Origin of the sequence: Legionella jordanis, from assembly GCF_900637635.1 — a bacterium.
GTDB classification, from domain to species: domain Bacteria; phylum Pseudomonadota; class Gammaproteobacteria; order Legionellales; family Legionellaceae; genus Tatlockia; species Tatlockia jordanis.
Genome location: NZ_LR134383.1, coordinates 672,330 through 690,550 on the forward strand (window position 1 = coordinate 672,330; position 18,221 = coordinate 690,550).

Below are 18,221 nucleotides of genomic sequence, written 5' to 3' on the forward strand. Positions count from 1 at the left end.
TGAATGCCAGGAGTTATATCTATTTAGCTACGATTGAACGCTTCTTTAAAAAACAAAAAATACTCACTTTAAGCATCCCAAAGACCATAGGACAGACCACATGCATGGTACCGCAAAATAGCGGCGCATACCGGTAGAATACATCAGTGCTAACAGATTTTGTGATGAAAAGGCTTGAACAATGGTTTTAAGCATGAGAAACCATCCTTTGCCTAAAACTCGCAAAATAAGTAAAAACGGATGTAAAGCATGTCTGACATGCGTGGGTATCTGATGAGTTCTTTTTCAATTTGGCTCTAGTTTTGGGTGCTTCCTTATATCATACACTTAAGGTAGCGCGTTTCATTTTTAAGGACCTAAGTCAATTATACTATAATAGTAGCTCAACGGACTGGTTCCTGAATTGCCAACTGATGAAGGCAGAGGAAAGCTCGGGCACGTATTAGCTAATTACTCAAGATCCTTGGTTTAGCTGAAATTATTTAAAGCCAGCTATAAACTTTTTGTTTATACGTTATAATTCGGTCGCGCGAATATGCACGCAATGGTTAATATTATCAAAAAAAACAGTGTCAGCAAATAGGTTTTACATAAATGACTGAAGTACGCTATGCAACAATCGGCGCTGAAGAAGAGGGGCAACGCCTCGATAATTATCTGATGAAGGTACTCAAGGGTGTACCAAAAAGTCATATTTATCGCATAATACGGGCTGGGGAAGTTCGTGTGAATAAGAAACGAGCCCAAGCGGCCTTACGTTTGGTTGAAGGCGATATCGTGCGTATTCCCCCCGTGCGGGTTTCGGCCGCTAAGGAAATTTTCGTCGGTAACCGTTTAGGGAAACAGCTGCAAGACAGTATTATTTTTGAGGACAATAGCCTTTTAGTGCTTAATAAGCCGGTTGGCATTGCTGTTCATGGTGGAAGCGGAGTCAGTTTAGGGGTTATTGAGGCCCTTAGAAAAACGCGAGATGACCTGGCTTACCTTGAACTGGTGCATCGCCTGGACAGGGAAACGTCTGGTTGTCTGTTATTGGCCAAAAAAAGAAGTATGTTGAGAGCAATTCAGGCTCTTTTGGAAGCACGGCAGGTGGAGAAAACCTATTGGGCTTTGCTTATCAATTCCTGGCATGATAAAAAAAAGATTGTGGTTGATGAGCCACTTAAAAAAAACATATTAAAATCCGGAGAGCGAATTGTGGTGGTGGACCCAGAAGGAAAGCCTTCGCAAACTTTGTTCAGGTTAATTGAAAATTATCAACAAGCCTGCCTGGTTGAAGCTTCTCCGCAAACAGGAAGAACTCATCAGATACGCGTGCACAGTGCCCATTTGGGGCATGCTATCATTGGTGATGAAAAATATGGTAACTCGCAATCCATGGCCAATTTACAAAGCATAAAACCCAGGCTTTATTTGCATGCCAGACGAATTCAATTTACCCTCAATGGCAAAAGTTACAGCTTCGAAGCTGATTTGGATGAACGATTTAAAGAAGCATTAGGAACACTTCAAATGAGGAGCTCATTGACTCATGAATAAGCCATACCGATTGGTGGTTTTTGATTGGGAGGGAACCCTAGGTGATACCCTAGGTCAAATTTTTCATAGCGTTGCCAGTGAAGCCAGACGTTTAAATTTTGGTGAAATTGATGAGCAACTGGCAAGGCAATCCGTTGATTTGGGGCTGGTTAAAGCCTTAAGGAAAGTCTTCCCCCATCTTAGCGATGATCAACATGAAGAACTGTTGCAAGCTGTCCAGCAGTCGTTGATAGCCCGCACCACCGAAATCTTTTTAATTCCCGGGGTCAGAGATTTTATAAACCGTTTGCATCGTGCAGGAATTGATGTAGCCATCGCCAGTAATAAAGGTCAGCAGTCCTTGCAAAGGGCATTGCATTTATCTGGGCTGGACAGCATTTTTAAAGTAACCCGTTCAGCGGGGCAAACGGCCGCGAAACCCTCCCCTGATATGTTGCAGGAAATTCTCGACGAATTTGCCCTTGAAGTGCATGAGGCGGTGATGATAGGGGATTCGGTTAGCGATATTCAAATGGCACAAAGTCTTGGTGTGGATGCGCTTGGCGTTGATTTTTATCATCAACAAAGGGACGCCTTGCTCGCTGCGGGTGCTTTGGCAGTCTTTGACGATTATTGCCATCTTGCTGATTTTTTACAACTGCCAAAGGAGGGGAGCTCCTGTGAGTAATTTAACCAGTTTACCCAATCTGCTAACTTTACTGCGCATTGTATTGATTCCTATATTTATTATTGCATTCTATTTGCCCTTTGAGTGGGGGCATGCCGTTGCTGCGGCCATCTTTGCTTTGGCAAGCTTTACGGATTGGTTGGATGGCTATCTCGCACGGCGGTTGAAGCAAATGTCGCCCTTTGGCGCCTTTCTTGATCCCGTGGCGGATAAATTATTGGTGGCTTGCAGTTTGTTGTTGCTAGTCGGTGCCAAGCAAGTGGATTACATTACCATTCCTGCCATAGTCATTGTTGGGCGCGAAATAGTTATTTCAGCTCTGCGTGAGTGGATGGCTGAAATTGGCAGCCGTGCCAGTATTACCGTCAGCTACATTGGCAAAGTGAAAACAACCGTACAGATGTTTGCTTTGGTGCTGCTGCTCGGATTTATACCCTCTCAATCCTGGTGGGGAGTATTAGGCTTTATCCTGCTGTACATTGCTGCCATTTTGACCATTTGGTCCATGGTTATTTATTTATCCATTGCCTGGCCGCAATTGATAAGAAGAAAATCAGTGGCACCTTAGTCCAGAATCAATGTTCGGATTCCACAAATCCCTGGCCCTTATTTTATCAGCAAAACCTTATTCGTCAGCCTGTAATGATAAGGGCTGCAATCATATTTACATTGCGTACTGAAATAGACGATACTCCTTTTCCCTTTTCATCCAAATTTTTGGTTTAAAACTAAACGTTTTGCATAGTGTTTAGTTTTAGAATAAAAAGTTAATAAAAAAATTAACTTAGCTTATTGACAGAGTCCTAAATTACGGTAGAATTGCAACCCGTAGACAGGCGGGAATAGCTCAGTTGGTAGAGCACAACCTTGCCAAGGTTGGGGTCGCGAGTTCGAGTCTCGTTTCCCGCTCCAAATTAAAGCGACGTCGTAAGTCGCTTTTTTTTTTTACGAATTACTTTGGCTGTGTGGCAGAGTGGTTATGCAGCGGCCTGCAAAGCCGTGGACGCCGGTTCGATTCCGGCCTCAGCCTCCAAATAAATGCCCAGGTGGCGAAACAGGTAGACGCAAGGGACTTAAAATCCCTCGGGAGTTAAATCCCGTGCCGGTTCGACTCCGGCCCTGGGCACCATTTATCGCGTCAGCCGGTTCACTCAACTAAAGGAAAATCTCCATTTCCTGATGAAATCAACACCTAATCTCCCGCATGATCTTAACAGGCTTATCTTTCGCCTCTCATTGGGCTTTAGAATCATTACTTTCAACCCTTAAAAATCCACTAAACGGAACAAAACAAATAGCCATCAGGAATGCTGAAATCGATTGATGTGCTGAGTCTGCACCTGCGTAGACTGTTGTTACATTAAAACCCTAGATTGTAGTCGTCGAAGTCGGGGGCAGTCCTGCAAAGATCTCAAATTCTAAGGCTGTTAAAATTTCTCAGTAGCAGAAAGCAAGCTTTTCAATTCTATTGGATTGTCCAGAATATCCGCCAAGCTGTATTGTTTTAAAATGGCGATGAAGTTTTCCTTTGCATCAAAAAGGATGCGCTTTAATTTGCATGCAGGCGCAATACAGCAATTTGCTTTTTCTTTGTTGAAACAAGGCACCAAATCAAAATGTGGCTCAAGCTTAATTATCAATTCCCCAAGGTTAAGATCCGCTGGGTTTTTTGCCATGACGATGCCACCACTTTTACCACGAAGCGTTCTGATTATGCCCATTTTTGCTAAGTTATGAATAATTTTTACCAGATGATTCGATGAAATACCGTAGGCCTTGGCAATGTCATTAATGGTACATAGCTCTTTTTTAAGAGCAATGTATATCAAGGCTCTGAGAGAATAATCGGTAAATTGGGTTAACTGCATGCATCATCTCCGCAAATTCATGTCTTGACGCTTATTATTTCTTTTTATAACATGTATTTCAAATACATCTTTCGGAGTATACCATGCCTAAAACATTATTTGAGCGTTTGGGTGGGGCTGATGCTGTAAACACGGCTGTAGATATTTTTTATCGCAAAATGTTGACCGACGATAGGGTTCGTCATTTTTTTGACGATGTGGATATGGAACAGCAAATTGTCAAACAAAAAGGGTTTTTAACCATGGTGTTTGGTGGCGCAAATAATTACCAAGGTAAAGACATGCGGGAAGGTCATCGTCATTTACTGAAGCGCGGCTTAAACGATAACCATGTGGATGTGGTGATTGGACATTTGAGGGAAACGTTAGTTGAATTGGGCGCTTGCGAAGAAGACATTCAGGAAGTGGCCAACATAGCAAACAGCGTGCGTGATGACGTACTGGGAAGGTGAAATTTGGCAGAACTCAATTTTAATCATCAAAACCTGCAAGCTTTGGAGGGTGAGTCTGTGCTGGATTGTCTCTTGCGCCATGGGATTGATTATCCTCATTCTTGTTGCGCAGGTATTTGTCAGGCTTGCTTGATGAAAGCCACAGAAGGCGTTGTCGAAGCAAAATGGCAGGATGGCTTACCTGATACCTTAAAAGCCCAGGGCTATTTTCTTGCATGCCAGGCAAAGCCAGAGGCTAATATTATGCTGAAGTCTCCCGATGCCTCAGAGTGTGACCAACAAGCCCTAATCAATGACATTAAGCGCCTGACGCATAATGTCATTAGGGTAAAACTTTTAACAGGGAACCTAGAGGTTTGGATCCCCGGGCAGTACCTCAATCTTATGAACTCCAAAGGCATCTTGAGGAGCTACTCCATAGCAAACCTCCCTGCAAAAGAAGGCTTTATTGAGTTGCACATAAAGCTGAAAGAAAATGGGGAAATGAGCCGATGGTTGGGGGAAGAGGCCGCTGTAGATACCATGGTTCATATTCGTGGGCCTTTTGGCAAGTGTTACTACCTTAACCCAGCTCAGGCGTCTTTTGATATGCTGTTGGTTGGAACTGGCACCGGATTAGCCCCTTTATTGGCCATTGCTAAATCGGCTTTAAGTGAGCAACATAATGGAACCATTCACTTAATACACGGCGGCTGTGTGGATGAGGATATTTATTACTCTGAAGAATTGCAGATGTTGGCATCAATTTATGAGAATTTTAAATACTCTCCCTGTGTATTAAAAACCAGGGGAAATTATCCCGAAGCCAATATTTTCGATAAAACCGGCCTCAATCTGACTGCAGCAAATAAAGACATAAGGGTATATGTTTGTGGACCGAAGGACACTACGAATAAAATAAAAACACAAGTGTTTCTTGCAGGTGTTCCATCAGCAAGGATTTATAGCGATGCATTTCTTTAATGCCCGTCCTGAAGAACCATAAAACAGGGCAAACTGAGCCGAGAATTGTTCCGCTATTTTAAACCAGTTGTAAAATAGTTTACCATATGCAGCATTGAGCACATCGACCTGAGATGGAAAGACAGTATCCCATGCACATTATCATTGGTAATTTTGGCAATCATTCTTTAGCCGTTTTACAGGCACTTATTGAGAAGGGCGTGGGCAATGTCCATTTTGTGTTCGTTGACACGGGTTGGGCTCAAGCGGCCTGGTCAGAAAGGGTAGTGGCTTGCTCTGAATACGCGAAGGCACAAGGGATCTCAGTGCATGGTTTAACTTCGACGATGAGCTTTGCTGATATGGTTAAAGATCGCAAGCAGTTCCCCAGTAGAAAATTTCAGTGGTGCGCCAGTTTTCTTAAAGGCTTGGCTATTTTAGCATTCCTTGATGATTTTGATCCTTCCTGTGAAGCCCTAATTGTTTCCGGAAAACGGCAAAGCGACTCTCGCCGCTATACCAATCTTGAAGAATTTGAAAGAGATAATGAATTGTATCAGGGCCGTAGCCTATGGCACCCATTGTGGCAAACCCATGATGAAGAGTTTATCCAATTGATTAGGCGAACAGGTTTTCCTGTCCTCAATCATGCAAGCCTGGAATGCAGTCCATGCATCCATTGGAATACAGCACAACTGCAACAACTCGATGCCTTCTCTAAAGCACGTTTGCAGTCATTGGAAGACGAAACCGGTTTAACGATGTTTAAGGAGGGCATTACTGAACTCAGTTCTATTTCTGCTTGCCCTCAAATTCATGCAAGACCAAATAAAATTGACCTGCTGCAATTTGATTTAAGTTGCGGTGCTCCCTGGGGATGCGGAGAGTAGCTTGATTTCTCCTTTAGGGAAAAGAAGCACCCATCAACAACCCGTAGTTGCTGTCAATGTCGATTTTTTGATCTGAAATATTATGTTGCTGAAGGATGGCGTTTGCGGTTGTTTCAACTGCATTGGCTAAATCAGGGCAACTGTCTTTTGGAGGGATCTTTAATAAAGCGGCCTCAATTTCTTGAGCCGCTTCCATGCCGTTGCTTTCATGAAGCTGTTCATGTTTCAGGAGCGCAGCCATGTAGTTGTTCCACTTGGCTTGTAAGACAAGTGAACCGGATGCCTGGTCTAGCCATTGAGGCAGTAACTGCTCTATGGTAATCGTGACTTGAGCGTTTTTTAAAGTACAGGATTCATCAGAAGAGTTTGGGGCTTGCCAACTGTAGGTCCAGCTGATATGCCAGGTGGTCTGTGCATCAAAGCGTTTATTTTTAATGACTGGGCCTAAGCTATTCAGTTGATTTCGGAGTTCATTTTCATTGTCTCCTTTGATGCCATAGAAGGTTTGAGATTTCTGAACTATGGGAGTGGACCAAGCTTGTAAATGGAATAAAATAATTAAGCTACTAATGATTATTCGCGACATACTGCATATCCCTGGCAACTGAATTGTATTTTGGAAAGCTCTGGATCACTCTAAGGATAGTCTTTATTCTTCCTTGGGTGAACGACTCATCAGAGCTTGTGCCACTTCATTTACATTCATTTTTCCTGACAAAACGGCATTAATTTGCATGCAAATAGGCATTTCCACGTTAAACTGGGCTGCGAGTAAACACACTTGAGAGGCGTTGTACTTTCCTTCGACCACTTGGCCGATTTGTTTTTCCGCCTCATCAATACCCATGCCATGACCCAAATGCAAGCCGAAACGTCGATTGCGAGATTTATCATCCGTACAGGTTAGAACCAAATCGCCTAAGCCCGCTAATCCCATAAATGTTTCTTCCCTTGCCCCCATTTGAATTCCTAGACGGCGCATTTCTGCTAAACCCCGGGTAATGATTGCCGCTTTTGCATTGGCTCCGTAACCTAGACCATCACTAATTCCACATGCGATTGCCAATACATTTTTAACTGCACCGCATAACTGTACGCCCAGCACATCGGAGCTCAAATACACGCGGACATTTTTACAATGCAAGAGCTTTTGCATTCTTTTTTGATAAGTTAAATCATTACCTGCCAGGGTGAGGGCTGTGGGTAGGAAATTAGCGACTTCCTTTGCAAAAGAAGGACCTGAAATAATTGCCAAAGGAAATGAATCGCCCCAGTGTTCGGCAACCAGTTGGCTCGGCAATTTATGAGTTTCAGGATCGATGCCCTTAGTCAGCCAGCTCAAACCGTGCGGGGGTTTTTTAAGTTGTAAGAGTAAACTGGAGAAGGCATGAGACGGTACGGCAATGATGGTTTCAATGTCTTCACCCACGCAATTAGCAAGCTTGGCCGTAGGAATGAGGTTATTAGGAAAATAAATCCCAGGTAAATAACGCGCATTGCAGCGGGCTTGCATCATGTCCTGCACATGTTGTGGGTTGTGCGCCCACAACAGAACCTGATTGCCACAATTGGCCAGATGAATGGCAACAGCAGTTCCCCACGAGCCAGCACCAAGAATGGCAATCTTTGCTTTATCCATAGATTATTGTGCTGTTTCAGTGGCTTGTTGTTTTTCTTGCAATTGCTGCATATAAAGCGCATCAAAGTTAATTGGCGCTAACACCAACTGTGGGAAGCTGCCGTGAATTACATGGGAGGTGATGGCTTCTCTCGCATAAGGGAACAGGATATTTGGGCAGAAGCTATTCAGCAAATGATCCAGTTGTTCTTTGGACGTTCCCTGAATGGTAAAAATACCAGCTTGCTTGACTTCGACTAGAAAAGCTGTGGTTTGTTTATTTTTTACCGTTGCGGTCACAGTAAGAACCACCTCATAAACGCCTTGTTCAAGCTGGTTGTGCTGGGTATTCAGATCTAAAGAAAGCTCAGGTTCCCACTGCTGCTGAAAAATACTGGGAGTATTAGGCGCCTCAAAAGATGAATCCTTGACGTAAACGCGTTGAATCATAAACTGGGCTTCGTCTTGTTGCTGGGGGTTTTGTTGATCTGCCATTTACAGTTATCCTCGTAAAAGTTTATCTAAATGCCCTTCTTCTTCCAAGGCATACATGTCATCACAACCGCCAATGTGTTGGCCGTTGATAAAGATTTGCGGTACGGTGCGCCGTCCACTTTTTGTAATCATTTCATCGCGTCTATCCGGCTGATCATCCACGCGAATATCAGTATAAGTTATTCCCTTACGATCAAGTAAATCACGTGCCTTAGTGCAATATGGGCAATAGGCAGTGCTGTACATAATTACTTCAGCCATAGCTTAGTCCTTTACTTTCCTTTAACCACAGGCAAATCTGCCGCTTGCCAGCCGGCTATGCCACCCGCTAAAACAAAGGGTTGTGAAAACCCTTCGTTGCGCAATTTTGCAGCCAATTGTGCGGCTTGCAAACCTCGTGCGCAGACCAGAATTATTGGTTTCGTTTTATACTTTTCCATGCGTTGTTGCCCAAAATCCTCGGCAGTGGCTCGAATGGAATCGATAATGTGACCTTTACCAAATAACTCCGCGTCTCTCAAATCGATGACTACAGCTCCTTCATGATTGATTAAATCAACTGCAGCTTGAGGCGACACTTCTTTGGCGCGTTTTTTCTGCGTTTGTAATTCATTGATAAAGATTAACAGTAGAAGAATTAAAAACGCGAGCCAAAGTGCCCAATGATTAATAATAAATTGCCCTAGTTGCTGCCCCATCAGTCACCCAAAGTATAGCTATGAATTGGCGAATTATCCTCAGAAAGAGAGACTAAAGCAAGCCATTAACGATATCCTCTGAATCCTCTAGCCATCTCTTGCAGTCGTTGAATTCGATCAGCAATGGGTGGGTGAGTTGCAAAAAGATGCGTTAAACCCTCACCGCTCAATGGATTTACAATAAAAAGATGAGCTGTAGTGGGATGGGCTTCGGCCTGTTGAAACTGCCCTTGCTGATTCGACATTTCTAATTTGGCCAAAGCATTGGCTAGCCACAAGGGCTCCCCACATAATTTGGCACCTCCTGCATCGGCTTCATATTCCCTGGAGCGGGAAACCGCCATTTGTACCAAGGCTGCGGCCAGGGGGGCTAAAATCATTAACAGCAAACCCACAAAAGGGTGTGGGCGGTCTTCTTCTGAATTGCTAAACATGGAAGTCCACATGAACATATTGGCAATACCGCTGATGGCTCCAGCCAATGTTGCGGCAATAACGCTAATTAGCGTATCGCGGTGCGTGACGTGAGATAATTCATGGGCCAATACCCCGATTAATTCTTCCTGAGACAATTGATTTAACAAGCCTGTGGTCACCGCAATACTGGCATGCTGAGGATTGCGTCCGGTTGCAAAGGCATTTGGAACTGCACTGTCGACCACATACACTTTGGGCATGGGAATTTGAGCCTTATGGGCCAATTGGTTAACTATGCTATAGACGGGATGTCTTGTATCCAGGGGTTGAGCATTGTACATGCTCAATACGATGCTATCGGAAAACCAATAAGCGCTAAAATTCATAATCAGGGCAAAGATTAGGGCAATAATTAACCCTGCTTTCCCGGCCAGAGCATTGCCAATAACCAGTAATAAAGCGGTTAATGCTGCAAGCAAGATGAAGGTTTTGACATTATTCATGATTGTTCCATTTAAGTGACCCCCACTATATTAGTAGGGGCAACTGTTTAGAATTTCAAGTTTTGTTTTCAAATTGCTGATTCACTTCTTCTAAAGGTTTACCTACAGCAGCAGATGGGGCTTTGATCAATAATATTGCCGCCAGGGTGGGCGCAATATCAGTGGTTTCCACAGGTCTAAAGATGCGCTGAGGTGTAAATTTGGGATTGGCAAAGAGTAATGGCACGTAGCTGTCATACCGCCAGGGAGTGCCATGCCCTACACGGTGATCACTGTCATCTCTCAGGGCTTGATAGGGTGGGGCAACTACGTAAAGATCGCCAGAGCGGTCAGGAAAAGCCATTTTATCGACTTTTGAGCTCAGCCAATCGTGTTCAGTGCTGGCTAAAGGCAAAGGATAAGCCTGGAAAATACCGGGTTGTTGGCGAAGCAGCTCTGCGAGGTAATTGCTAACCTGGCTGACGGATAATTGCTTATCCAATATGAGCTGATGATCAAGGTGGATGTAAGGCAGGGAGATGGCTTCCAAAGTTTGCGCTGGAAGATGGAAGTGCTTCTTCAAACCGTTCTCAAGGACTTGCTTGATTTGAGATGGATTAGCGGATGGGCTTTCAATAATATTGTGCGAAGCGAGATAAACTTTTGCATCGCTTACCCCATGATCCGCTGTTAATACGATCAATGTATTTTCCAATCCCACCTGCTCATCCAAAGCGGTCAGCAATCGTGCCAATGTCTTATCTAGCCTCAGCAGATTATCCTCTGATTCTAAACTGTTAGGGCCAAATTGATGGCCAATGGCATCAACAGCAGAAAAGCTAATGGCCAAATAATCCGTTCGTTGCGGCGATTTTCCTAATTGCTCATGTTGTAACAAGGAAATGGCAAAATCGGTGGTGATTTCATCAGCCATAGGTGTCATGGACAAGTACTTAAGATAGGTATCGCTCTTTGGGGAGCCTAAATGATGCGGAAAAATTTGCCCAAAACCTGGAAATCGATGCTCAAATCTTGCTGCTTGAGCATAAGCGTAGCTGGACTTAGGATAACTTAACTCCCATGTTTGATCACTGGCGACGTAGCTCGCATTCCAGGAGTCGACCCATTTAGGGTAGCTTGAATAATAGTGCCGACTGCTCACAAAGCCGCCATTTTCGCGATCAAACCAAAATGCTTTTCCTGCATGTCCGGCCAGCGTGATGGCAGAACGATCTTTCAAAGAAACAGCAAAAGCCTTACCTGTTTGCGCTAATACAATTTCATCGCTTAATGTTGAGGCAATCAGGTTTTTAGGAGAGCGGCCAACCAGAGTTTTGCTGTTTTTCCCATGGGGTAAAATGGAGCTTTGCTCATCCTCAACGCAAGCGACGAGCTTTTTAGTTTTGCGATCATACCACTCATTATTGACAATACCGTGATAGGCAGGATAGCTGCCTGTCGCAATGGTCGCATGGCCAACGCAAGTGACGGTATTGGCGTGAGGGTGATGGGCGTTATGATAATCAATACCGTGTTGGATTAGATAGTTAAATCCATTTTCGCCAAATTTTTTTTGATATTTGCTGAGCAAATCTCCACGCAGCTGGTCTACCACCAATTGCACGACCAGCTTTGGCGGTTTGACATCAGCAAAGGCAAGGCAGGAGCCAAGCAAAAAAAATGCAGTGATTGTTTTTTTCATGCTGTTCTCGCAAAAATAAATAACAGCCATCCTAAAGTAGTTTGTGTTTTTGGTAAATATTTTTGCAGAAGAAAGAATTTGATCCGTCATAGCGACCTTCTTGTCTGATTTTAGAGCGATGCTTTTGTTTTAAATATCAAACGATTGTAAATTAGTTAATTCGTTTAAAGAAAACTCATGACGAGGCGAATGAATTAGTTTAAACTGATTTGCGGTGAATGATTCCACCAATAACCTATTAATGGAGTTAAGGAGAGATAAGATGGGTTTTGAATTGAGGTCCTATGCTCAACAAAAATTAATATTTAATCAAAAATTGAATATTCTACTGGGTGAATGGAAAAAGGTGACTGTCGATACTTTACCTGACCACCGCCGCATTTTAGTACAGTTCTTGCAAACCGCCATGTCAATCATTGATGAAATGCCTAAGCTTAAAGATGAGACTCAATTACACTATGAAAAGAGGCAAGCATCTACATTCTCTGGTATGGCCCATTTGATAATGTCACACATTGCAAGGACAGAGAATAAAAATGGTGTGCTGTATCAATCTCTGGAAGTAGTGATTGGCCTTAAACCCACTGACGAGGAAAAGAAACCTCCTCGCCCGAGAATGCCGCAGGAACTTGATGCGCTCAGTGAGCTTATGATGCTTAAAAATGCTGTTCCTCTATTAGTTGCCGAGCTTTTTAAAGAGGATAAAAGCTTGCAAAAGATCTCCAATAATCATGCTTTTTGTTGGATTAAAGATTTTGAGCCCGTGCCTCTCACGTTATTGGCGATTAAGATGAGAAGCGCAGCTGAAGAAACAGTAGTAATCAATGGTGAAAAAGCTCGAAAAGAGGCTAATGAAAAAGCCAGGCTAGAGGCTGAGGAAAAGGCTCGACTAGAGGCTGAGGAAAAACAAAGCCGGGAAGGCGGCCCATCCTATTCCTTACTTTCCAGAATAAAAGGAACCCTAGTATGGTCTTCAAATTCTCCCAATCCTGTTAAGGATAACGACGAAGTGTATGTGCCAAGTACACAAAATCAATGATGGCAATGCCCTGCCAAGCGCAGGGTATTTCTATTCCTCTTTGAACAGTAGGATGGCGTTTCAGGAAAGGTTATCATTCCTCAACTAAATAGCCAGACATGGCCCATTCAAGAATGCCACCGTCTACTGAATACACTTCTTTATAGCCTAAATCCAGTAAAGTTTTAGCAGCGTACAAAGACCGTACCCCTCCTTTGCAATGCAAGTAAATGGCTTGCTTACGATCAGCGGCAATCGATTCAATCTCTGTTGTCAAGCGGTCTTTGGGAATGTGTTTTGCTCCCGGAATCCTGACAGTCTGCCACTCGGGCAATTCTCTGACATCAATGAGGCAAAGCTTGGGGTTTTCATCCATAAGCTGTTTGAGTTGATGAACGTTGATGGTAGCTATTTCAGTCATAGGTTTTCTCTCTCAGGGTATTTTCCCGCAGCGACGGTCTCGTCAAAGTGGAGTGGTGGATAAACCAATAAATTGCAGCAGTAATGACTCCTCCGAGTAGAGTTGCAAACGCCCAGGTTGCGGCTGAAACCAAAGCTGGTCTTTGACCTATCTTGTAAAGGTTGCCGGCATCTCGGGCTACAGCCCCGGCAAACAATACATGAAGAAGGGCGTTAATGAGCAAGAGCAGTAATTCAAAACTTTGTATTTGTCCCTGATACTGCTGCGCGATTTCTGTTAAACTCACAAAGCTTCCTCCGTTGATCCCCGTTGACGCCATGATATCAAAAAAATGGCAAAAATAATTAAAAAACTGGCCAAACTCCTTGTGGAATCAGGAAAATTACCGAAGATTACGTAATCCCAGAATAACCCCGTCAAGGCCACAATTCCTCCTGTAAGGCTGTAAAAAACAGGGCCTGCCAAAGTCAGCAGTTTGAAAAACAACAAATAGCCAAGGCTTGAAAGTAAAATCTCAAGAATAACCACGGCTTTCACCCCATTTATGGTTCCAGTCAGTGAATAAAAGGCATGTTGCTGTGCGACTAATGGGATAAGCAATAGAGTTGAGGCAATGAGCATTCCAGTGGCTCCTTCTATTGGGTTGAGGCCTTCAGGTTGTTTTGCTGCGATATAAATGGAGCAAAGAGCAAACCCCAAAGGACTGATTAAAGCCAGCAGGCACCATGGGGAAGTTAGTCCCTGGATGGGCGGATTGATGATCATTAAAATTCCGGACATGCCAAATACCAGGGCAGATGCTCTTAAGGGATCAAACTGCTCTTGCCTGGCTATGAGAGCTAAAGGATAAACCAGCAAAGGTACCGTGTTGACTAATACCGCCAATAACCCTGCTGACAAATGATTGGCCACAAAATACATATTACTATTAGGGATTGCGATGCCAATGAGGCCGCAGACTAAAAAATAAGGCCAGTGAGTTCGTTTCATCACACTTTGCTGTTTATTGAATAACAGGCAAAAACAGGACAGTAAAATGGCTGGACCGCAGGATTGCCAAAAAGCATAGCCTAAGGGAGGCACTCCATTCATTATGGCGTACTTAGCCAAAACATAACCAGAGCCCCAAATGCAGCCTAAAGCCGTGAGCAACATCACTGCATAAAGGGTTTTGCGAGGATAAAACACGATTCTTCCCGGATAAACGATATTGAACTATGCTATCACGATACAATCTTTTTCGATAAAGGCTTGCAGCATTCTTGCTTTGCTTCATCAACAAACCTGAGTTACCATCAGTTTCTAAGTAGAAATTAGGCTATGTTTTTTCGAATTTTCTTAAGACACAGCGTATTCAAATTAGCCATTCCTTGAATCTTCTTTGTAGGAGAGAACATGCATTCAAAAGATGTTCCAGTACCTCATTTAACGACTGCGCATTGTGGTCCCTTGCATCATGTTGAAAAGATAATTTTAAATCAAGTAGCTCCTATTGAAACTTGGTTTCGCGAAAAATGGTTGGAAACTCCTCCTCCTATTACCTCTTCAGTTGACTTACGGCATGCAGGCTTCAAATTGGCCCCGGTGGATACGAATTTATTTCCTGCTGGTTTTAACAATTTAAACCGTGATTTTTTACCTCTTTGCGTGCAGGCCATTCAATCGGTAATGGTGGATTCCCTCTCAACTTGCATGAAGATATTGATTATTCCTGAAAGTCATACAAGGAATTTGTTTTACATGCAGAGCTTGGCTGTCCTGCGGGAAATTTTCAGTCAAGCGGGATTTGTTGTCCGCATAGGGAGCATCGACCCTGACTTGAAAGAGCCTCAGCAAGTGACGCTTGAAAATGGCCATAATTTTTTGCTTGAACCTCTGATACGCCGAGGCAACCGTGTTGGATTACAGGATTTTGATCCTTGCATTCTTTTGTTAAATAATGATTTGTCCTCAGGGGTTCCTGAGATTTTAGAAGGGTTGGAACAACCCATTCGACCCACTGCAAAATTAGGCTGGTCAAATCGCTTAAAATCAAGCCATTTTAATTTTTTTAATGAGGTAGCAGATGAATTTGCAGCCTTAGTGGGCATGGATCCATGGTTAATTAATCCTTTCTTTTCTGCAATGGGAGAAGTCGATTTCATGGCCCAGGAGGGGCTTGATCAATTAGCGGATGAAACAAATCACTTGCTTGCCCAAATCGCAGATAAATATGCCACTTACGGGATTACCGAAAAACCCTTTGCGGCCATTAAAGCTGACAGCGGGACTTATGGAATGAGTGTAATGACCGTTCACGATGGTGAAGAATTAAAGCAACTGAATCGCAAGCAGCGTACCCGAATGTCCGCCAGTAAGGGGGGACGCAAAGTGGATAGAGTCATTATTCAAGAAGGTGTTTACTCCTTTGAAACCATGCCAAATGGTGCAGTAGCCGAACCTGTTGTTTATATGATTGGTCAATTTGTGGTAGGCGGGTTTTATCGGGTGCATCAGGGAAGAAGTGCAAGTGAAAACCTCAATGCTCCAGGCATGCATTTTGAGCCCCTGGCTTTTGCTCAAGCTTGTAATACGCCGCGACGAGATTTAGATGCGGTGGATCGTCCGAATCGTTTTTATGCTTACGGGGTGATCGCTCGATTGGCGGCTTTGGCGGCTGCCCGTGAATTGGCAAACGTGAGCTAGCCAAAATTGCAAGCTTAATAATAAACAATCCAGGAGTTGTGCATGAAACTTGCCGTGTTGATGGATCCTCTGGAGAAATTAAAACCTTACAAAGATACAACCCTTGCCATGCTTAATGCCGGTCATGAATTGGGTTGGGAATGTGCGTTTTTTACCCAGGACGATTTGTATTGTCGCTTAGGCCATGCTTATGCCCGCATGCATGCCATTCAGATTGAAGATTTATCCCGCAAGGATTGGTTTAAAACTCATGATTTAGGAGAACAGGCGCTTAAAGAATTTGACATCATTCTCATGCGTCGAGACCCTCCATTTGATATGGAATACATTTATGCAACTTATGCTCTGGAGCTGGCTGAAAAAGAAGGAGTGTTAATTGCCAATAAGCCACAAAGCTTAAGGGATGCCAATGAAAAATTTTACACCTTGAATTTCCCCCAATGCTGCCCGCCAACGCTGGTAAGTCGAGATATTGTACGCTTGAAATCGTTTTGGGAGGAATATCGCAATGTCATCTTTAAGCCTCTTGAAGGCATGGGTGGAAATTCCGTTTTCCACGTGAATGAAAAGGGGGAAAACCTTTCAGTAATTCTTGAAGTACTAACAAAGGGCCAAAAGGTCAGCATCATGGCCCAGAAATACATTCCGGAAATCAAAACAGCTGGGGATAAACGGATTTTGTTAATCAATGGCGAACCCGTTTCGCATGCATTGGCCCGAATTCCAGCAAAGGGGGAACTACGTGGAAATCTTGCGGCAGGAGCGCGTGGTGAAGTTATAGCAATTAATGAGCGTGATCGCTGGATTTGCCAGCAAATCGGTCCAACGTTTAAAGAGAGGGGTCTTTATTTCGTGGGTATTGATGTGATAGGCGATTATCTGACAGAAATCAATGTGACCAGCCCAACGTGCTTGCAAGAAATAGCCAAGGAAACTGGCTTAGATATTGCCGGAGAGTATTTACGTTGTTTGCAATCCCTGGTTTCTGAAAAAAAATAATGATTAGGGATGTTCAGTACTGCCAGGGAATCCCAATTGCCGCCAAGCTTCAAAAAGAATGATGGCAACCGAATTGGATAAATTCAAACTACGGCTGTGAGGACACATTGGGATGCGAATCGCTTCGAATCGCTCGCGAAGAGGGGGCGGCAATCCACGCGTTTCAGGGCCAAACAGCAAGAGATCGTTGTCTTGATAAACGACATCACTGTAATTTTTTTGGCCTTTGGTTGAACAAGCAAAAATGCGGCGGTTTGCATTGGCATCCAAAAAATGTTCTTCGTTCTCATAATGAATGACCTTGGCCCATTCATGGTAATCAAGGCCCGCCCGGCGCATTTTTTTATCGTCTAAAGTAAATCCCAAAGGATGAACCAGGTGCAACTGGGCGCCACTGTTGGCGCAAAGCCGTATGATATTGCCGGTATTAGGTGGAATTTCAGGTTGGTACAGGGCAATGTGCAGCATTTTCTTTACTGAGTTTTCTTGGGTTCTGGTGATGCGGGCTCATCATCCACATAGTCACTTGGCCCCTCATCGTCTTCTATATATAAAGACCCTGTTTCCTGCTGTTCACCAGTAATGAGGTAATTTCGGTGCTGCAAGTAAGCATCCCGCATGAAAGCGTATTTATCCAATGCTTCAGCCATGATTGCTTCGGATTCAAATAATTGGGAACGTAAATCAACGTAGCGAACGGCTGCCAATCCCCAAATAATACCTCCTTCAGGAATATAGGCATAGGGACTTAATACGGTGTAATCAAATAAGCTGCCCATACCATCACGAATGGTGCTTGGTCCAAGGAGAGGGATCACCAGATAGGGTGATTTTTTATCACCCCATTTTGCAAACGTTAAACCCATGTCATTGTAATGGGGGGGTAAGCCAAAATTGCTATTGGCCACGTCAAATAAACCAGCTACGCCAAATGTTGAATTAATGACAAAGCGCCAGCTGTCTTTTATAACATAACGCCAATCGGCTTGTAGGACATCGTTGGCCACAGTTGGAATCATGGCCACGTTATTGAAGGCATTATTAACCCCACTGCGCACAAAGGGAGGCAGAATTGCCTTATAAACTTTGGCCGTCGGTTTTAACAAGGTGGCGTCTACAGCCATATTGAAATCATATACCCTTCGGTTAAATGGTTCATAAGGGTCATTTGGATTTGAACCTGTAGTTGCACAAGCAGAAAGCATGGTCAAGCCAGATAAAACAGTAGACTTCAATAAGCGCATGATGGTTTATTTTCAAATTGCGGCATGGAATGATGTTACACGAGTTTAGGATCATTGAAAACTAAAGAGATTCAGATATTTAAA

Annotated in this window: 23 protein-coding genes and 3 tRNA genes; 12 read left to right on the forward strand and 14 right to left on the reverse strand. The window is 43.7% G+C overall.

The annotated features are described in order from the left end of the window. Positions 1 to 63 precede the first annotated feature (63 nt). Complete coding sequence (locus EL203_RS14660; RefSeq protein ID WP_259637586.1) at positions 64 to 195, reverse strand: hypothetical protein; 132 nt, start codon at positions 193 to 195, stop codon at positions 64 to 66. A 399-nt stretch (positions 196 to 594) separates the two neighbouring features. Between EL203_RS14660 and EL203_RS03205 the strand changes: the two genes are divergently transcribed. From EL203_RS03205 to EL203_RS03230, 6 genes are all read left to right on the forward strand, one after another. Continuing rightward, positions 595 to 1,539, forward strand: a complete 945-nt coding sequence (locus EL203_RS03205; RefSeq protein ID WP_058470546.1) for an RluA family pseudouridine synthase — start codon at positions 595 to 597, stop codon at positions 1,537 to 1,539. Then, positions 1,532 to 2,206: an HAD family hydrolase gene (locus EL203_RS03210; protein ID WP_058470545.1), complete on the forward strand. Its 675-nt coding sequence runs from the start codon at positions 1,532 to 1,534 to the stop codon at positions 2,204 to 2,206. Before EL203_RS03205 ends, EL203_RS03210 begins: the two co-directional genes overlap by 8 nt. Beyond that, a complete protein-coding gene (gene pgsA / locus EL203_RS03215) occupies positions 2,199 to 2,774 on the forward strand; it encodes a CDP-diacylglycerol--glycerol-3-phosphate 3-phosphatidyltransferase (protein ID WP_058470544.1) in 576 nt (191 codons plus the stop codon). The genes EL203_RS03210 and pgsA overlap by 8 nt, the downstream gene beginning before the upstream one ends. 268 nt (positions 2,775 to 3,042) lie before the next feature. Beyond that, positions 3,043 to 3,118, forward strand: a tRNA-Gly gene (locus EL203_RS03220). 47 nt (positions 3,119 to 3,165) lie between these two features. Next, positions 3,166 to 3,239: transfer RNA gene (locus EL203_RS03225), tRNA-Cys, on the forward strand. Positions 3,240 to 3,246: 7 nt separating this feature from the next. Continuing rightward, positions 3,247 to 3,335: transfer RNA gene (locus EL203_RS03230), tRNA-Leu, on the forward strand. A gap of 298 nt (positions 3,336 to 3,633) precedes the next feature. Here EL203_RS03230 and EL203_RS03235 read toward each other — a convergent pair. Further along, a complete protein-coding gene (locus EL203_RS03235; RefSeq protein ID WP_058470543.1) occupies positions 3,634 to 4,074 on the reverse strand; it encodes an Rrf2 family transcriptional regulator in 441 nt (146 codons plus the stop codon). 83 nt (positions 4,075 to 4,157) lie between these two features. Between EL203_RS03235 and EL203_RS03240 the strand changes: the two genes are divergently transcribed. The 3 genes from EL203_RS03240 to EL203_RS03250 all read left to right on the forward strand — a co-directional run bounded on the left by EL203_RS03240 (position 4,158) and on the right by EL203_RS03250 (position 6,358). Continuing rightward, positions 4,158 to 4,526 (forward strand): group I truncated hemoglobin, encoded by a 369-nt coding sequence (locus tag EL203_RS03240; protein WP_058470542.1) that lies wholly within the window; start codon positions 4,158 to 4,160, stop codon positions 4,524 to 4,526. A gap of 3 nt (positions 4,527 to 4,529) precedes the next feature. Next, positions 4,530 to 5,489, forward strand: a complete 960-nt coding sequence (locus tag EL203_RS03245) for an FAD-binding oxidoreductase (protein WP_058470541.1) — start codon at positions 4,530 to 4,532, stop codon at positions 5,487 to 5,489. Between the two features lie 113 nt (positions 5,490 to 5,602). Further along, complete coding sequence (locus EL203_RS03250; RefSeq protein WP_064108408.1) at positions 5,603 to 6,358, forward strand: phosphoadenosine phosphosulfate reductase domain-containing protein; 756 nt, start codon at positions 5,603 to 5,605, stop codon at positions 6,356 to 6,358. A gap of 13 nt (positions 6,359 to 6,371) precedes the next feature. Here EL203_RS03250 and EL203_RS03255 read toward each other — a convergent pair whose 3' ends face one another. The 7 genes from EL203_RS03255 to EL203_RS03285 all read right to left on the reverse strand — a co-directional run bounded on the left by EL203_RS03255 (position 6,372) and on the right by EL203_RS03285 (position 11,770). Further along, positions 6,372 to 6,944 carry a DUF922 domain-containing protein gene (locus tag EL203_RS03255; protein WP_058470539.1) on the reverse strand — a complete coding sequence of 191 codons (573 nt, stop codon included), beginning with the start codon at positions 6,942 to 6,944 and terminating at the stop codon, positions 6,372 to 6,374. Positions 6,945 to 7,007: 63 nt separating this feature from the next. Beyond that, the gene (locus EL203_RS03260; RefSeq protein WP_058470538.1) at positions 7,008 to 7,997 is read right to left on the reverse strand and encodes an NAD(P)H-dependent glycerol-3-phosphate dehydrogenase; all 990 of its coding nucleotides are present in this window, start codon (positions 7,995 to 7,997) and stop codon (positions 7,008 to 7,010) included. Positions 7,998 to 8,000: 3 nt separating this feature from the next. Beyond that, entirely contained in the window at positions 8,001 to 8,471 is a 471-nt protein-coding gene (secB, locus tag EL203_RS03265; protein WP_058470537.1) for a protein-export chaperone SecB, read from the reverse strand. Between the two features lie 6 nt (positions 8,472 to 8,477). Further along, positions 8,478 to 8,732 carry a glutaredoxin 3 gene (gene grxC, locus EL203_RS03270; protein ID WP_058470536.1) on the reverse strand — a complete coding sequence of 85 codons (255 nt, stop codon included), beginning with the start codon at positions 8,730 to 8,732 and terminating at the stop codon, positions 8,478 to 8,480. Between the two features lie 11 nt (positions 8,733 to 8,743). After that, the gene (locus EL203_RS03275; protein WP_058470535.1) at positions 8,744 to 9,169 is read right to left on the reverse strand and encodes a rhodanese-like domain-containing protein; all 426 of its coding nucleotides are present in this window, start codon (positions 9,167 to 9,169) and stop codon (positions 8,744 to 8,746) included. A gap of 65 nt (positions 9,170 to 9,234) precedes the next feature. Continuing rightward, positions 9,235 to 10,092, reverse strand: a complete 858-nt coding sequence (gene htpX, locus EL203_RS03280; RefSeq protein WP_082647142.1) for a zinc metalloprotease HtpX — start codon at positions 10,090 to 10,092, stop codon at positions 9,235 to 9,237. Between the two features lie 52 nt (positions 10,093 to 10,144). Beyond that, positions 10,145 to 11,770 (reverse strand): alkaline phosphatase family protein, encoded by a 1,626-nt coding sequence (locus EL203_RS03285; protein ID WP_058472174.1) that lies wholly within the window; start codon positions 11,768 to 11,770, stop codon positions 10,145 to 10,147. Between the two features lie 262 nt (positions 11,771 to 12,032). On the opposite strand from EL203_RS03285, the gene EL203_RS03290 reads away from it, so the two are divergent. Then, entirely contained in the window at positions 12,033 to 12,809 is a 777-nt protein-coding gene (locus tag EL203_RS03290; RefSeq protein ID WP_058470533.1) for a hypothetical protein, read from the forward strand. A gap of 73 nt (positions 12,810 to 12,882) precedes the next feature. Here EL203_RS03290 and EL203_RS03295 read toward each other — a convergent pair whose 3' ends face one another. From EL203_RS03295 to EL203_RS03305, 3 genes are read right to left on the reverse strand one after another with little or no spacing between them, the layout of a single operon-like run. Continuing rightward, positions 12,883 to 13,209: a rhodanese-like domain-containing protein gene (locus EL203_RS03295; RefSeq protein WP_058470532.1), complete on the reverse strand. Its 327-nt coding sequence runs from the start codon at positions 13,207 to 13,209 to the stop codon at positions 12,883 to 12,885. After that, positions 13,202 to 13,495 carry a hypothetical protein gene (locus EL203_RS03300; protein ID WP_232004006.1) on the reverse strand — a complete coding sequence of 98 codons (294 nt, stop codon included), beginning with the start codon at positions 13,493 to 13,495 and terminating at the stop codon, positions 13,202 to 13,204. The genes EL203_RS03295 and EL203_RS03300 overlap by 8 nt, the downstream gene beginning before the upstream one ends. Further along, positions 13,492 to 14,397 carry a DMT family transporter gene (locus EL203_RS03305; RefSeq protein ID WP_232004009.1) on the reverse strand — a complete coding sequence of 302 codons (906 nt, stop codon included), beginning with the start codon at positions 14,395 to 14,397 and terminating at the stop codon, positions 13,492 to 13,494. Before EL203_RS03305 ends, EL203_RS03300 begins: the two co-directional genes overlap by 4 nt. A 207-nt stretch (positions 14,398 to 14,604) precedes the next feature. Here EL203_RS03305 and gshA point away from each other — a divergent pair, with 207 nt between their 5' ends. Both gshA and gshB read left to right on the forward strand, forming a co-directional pair. Then, positions 14,605 to 15,894, forward strand: coding sequence for a glutamate--cysteine ligase (gene gshA, locus EL203_RS03310; protein ID WP_058470530.1), 1,290 nt, complete (start codon positions 14,605 to 14,607; stop codon positions 15,892 to 15,894). 42 nt (positions 15,895 to 15,936) lie between these two features. Beyond that, on the forward strand, positions 15,937 to 16,893 hold the full coding sequence (gene gshB / locus EL203_RS03315) for a glutathione synthase (protein ID WP_058470529.1): 957 nt from the start codon (positions 15,937 to 15,939) through the stop codon (positions 16,891 to 16,893). Between the two features lie 3 nt (positions 16,894 to 16,896). On the opposite strand, the gene trmL is transcribed toward gshB, so the two are convergent. After that, positions 16,897 to 17,361 (reverse strand): tRNA (uridine(34)/cytosine(34)/5-carboxymethylaminomethyluridine(34)-2'-O)-methyltransferase TrmL, encoded by a 465-nt coding sequence (gene trmL / locus EL203_RS03320; RefSeq protein ID WP_058470528.1) that lies wholly within the window; start codon positions 17,359 to 17,361, stop codon positions 16,897 to 16,899. A gap of 5 nt (positions 17,362 to 17,366) precedes the next feature. Continuing rightward, entirely contained in the window at positions 17,367 to 18,137 is a 771-nt protein-coding gene (locus EL203_RS03325; RefSeq protein ID WP_058470527.1) for an MlaA family lipoprotein, read from the reverse strand. Positions 18,138 to 18,221: the final 84 nt, after the last annotated feature.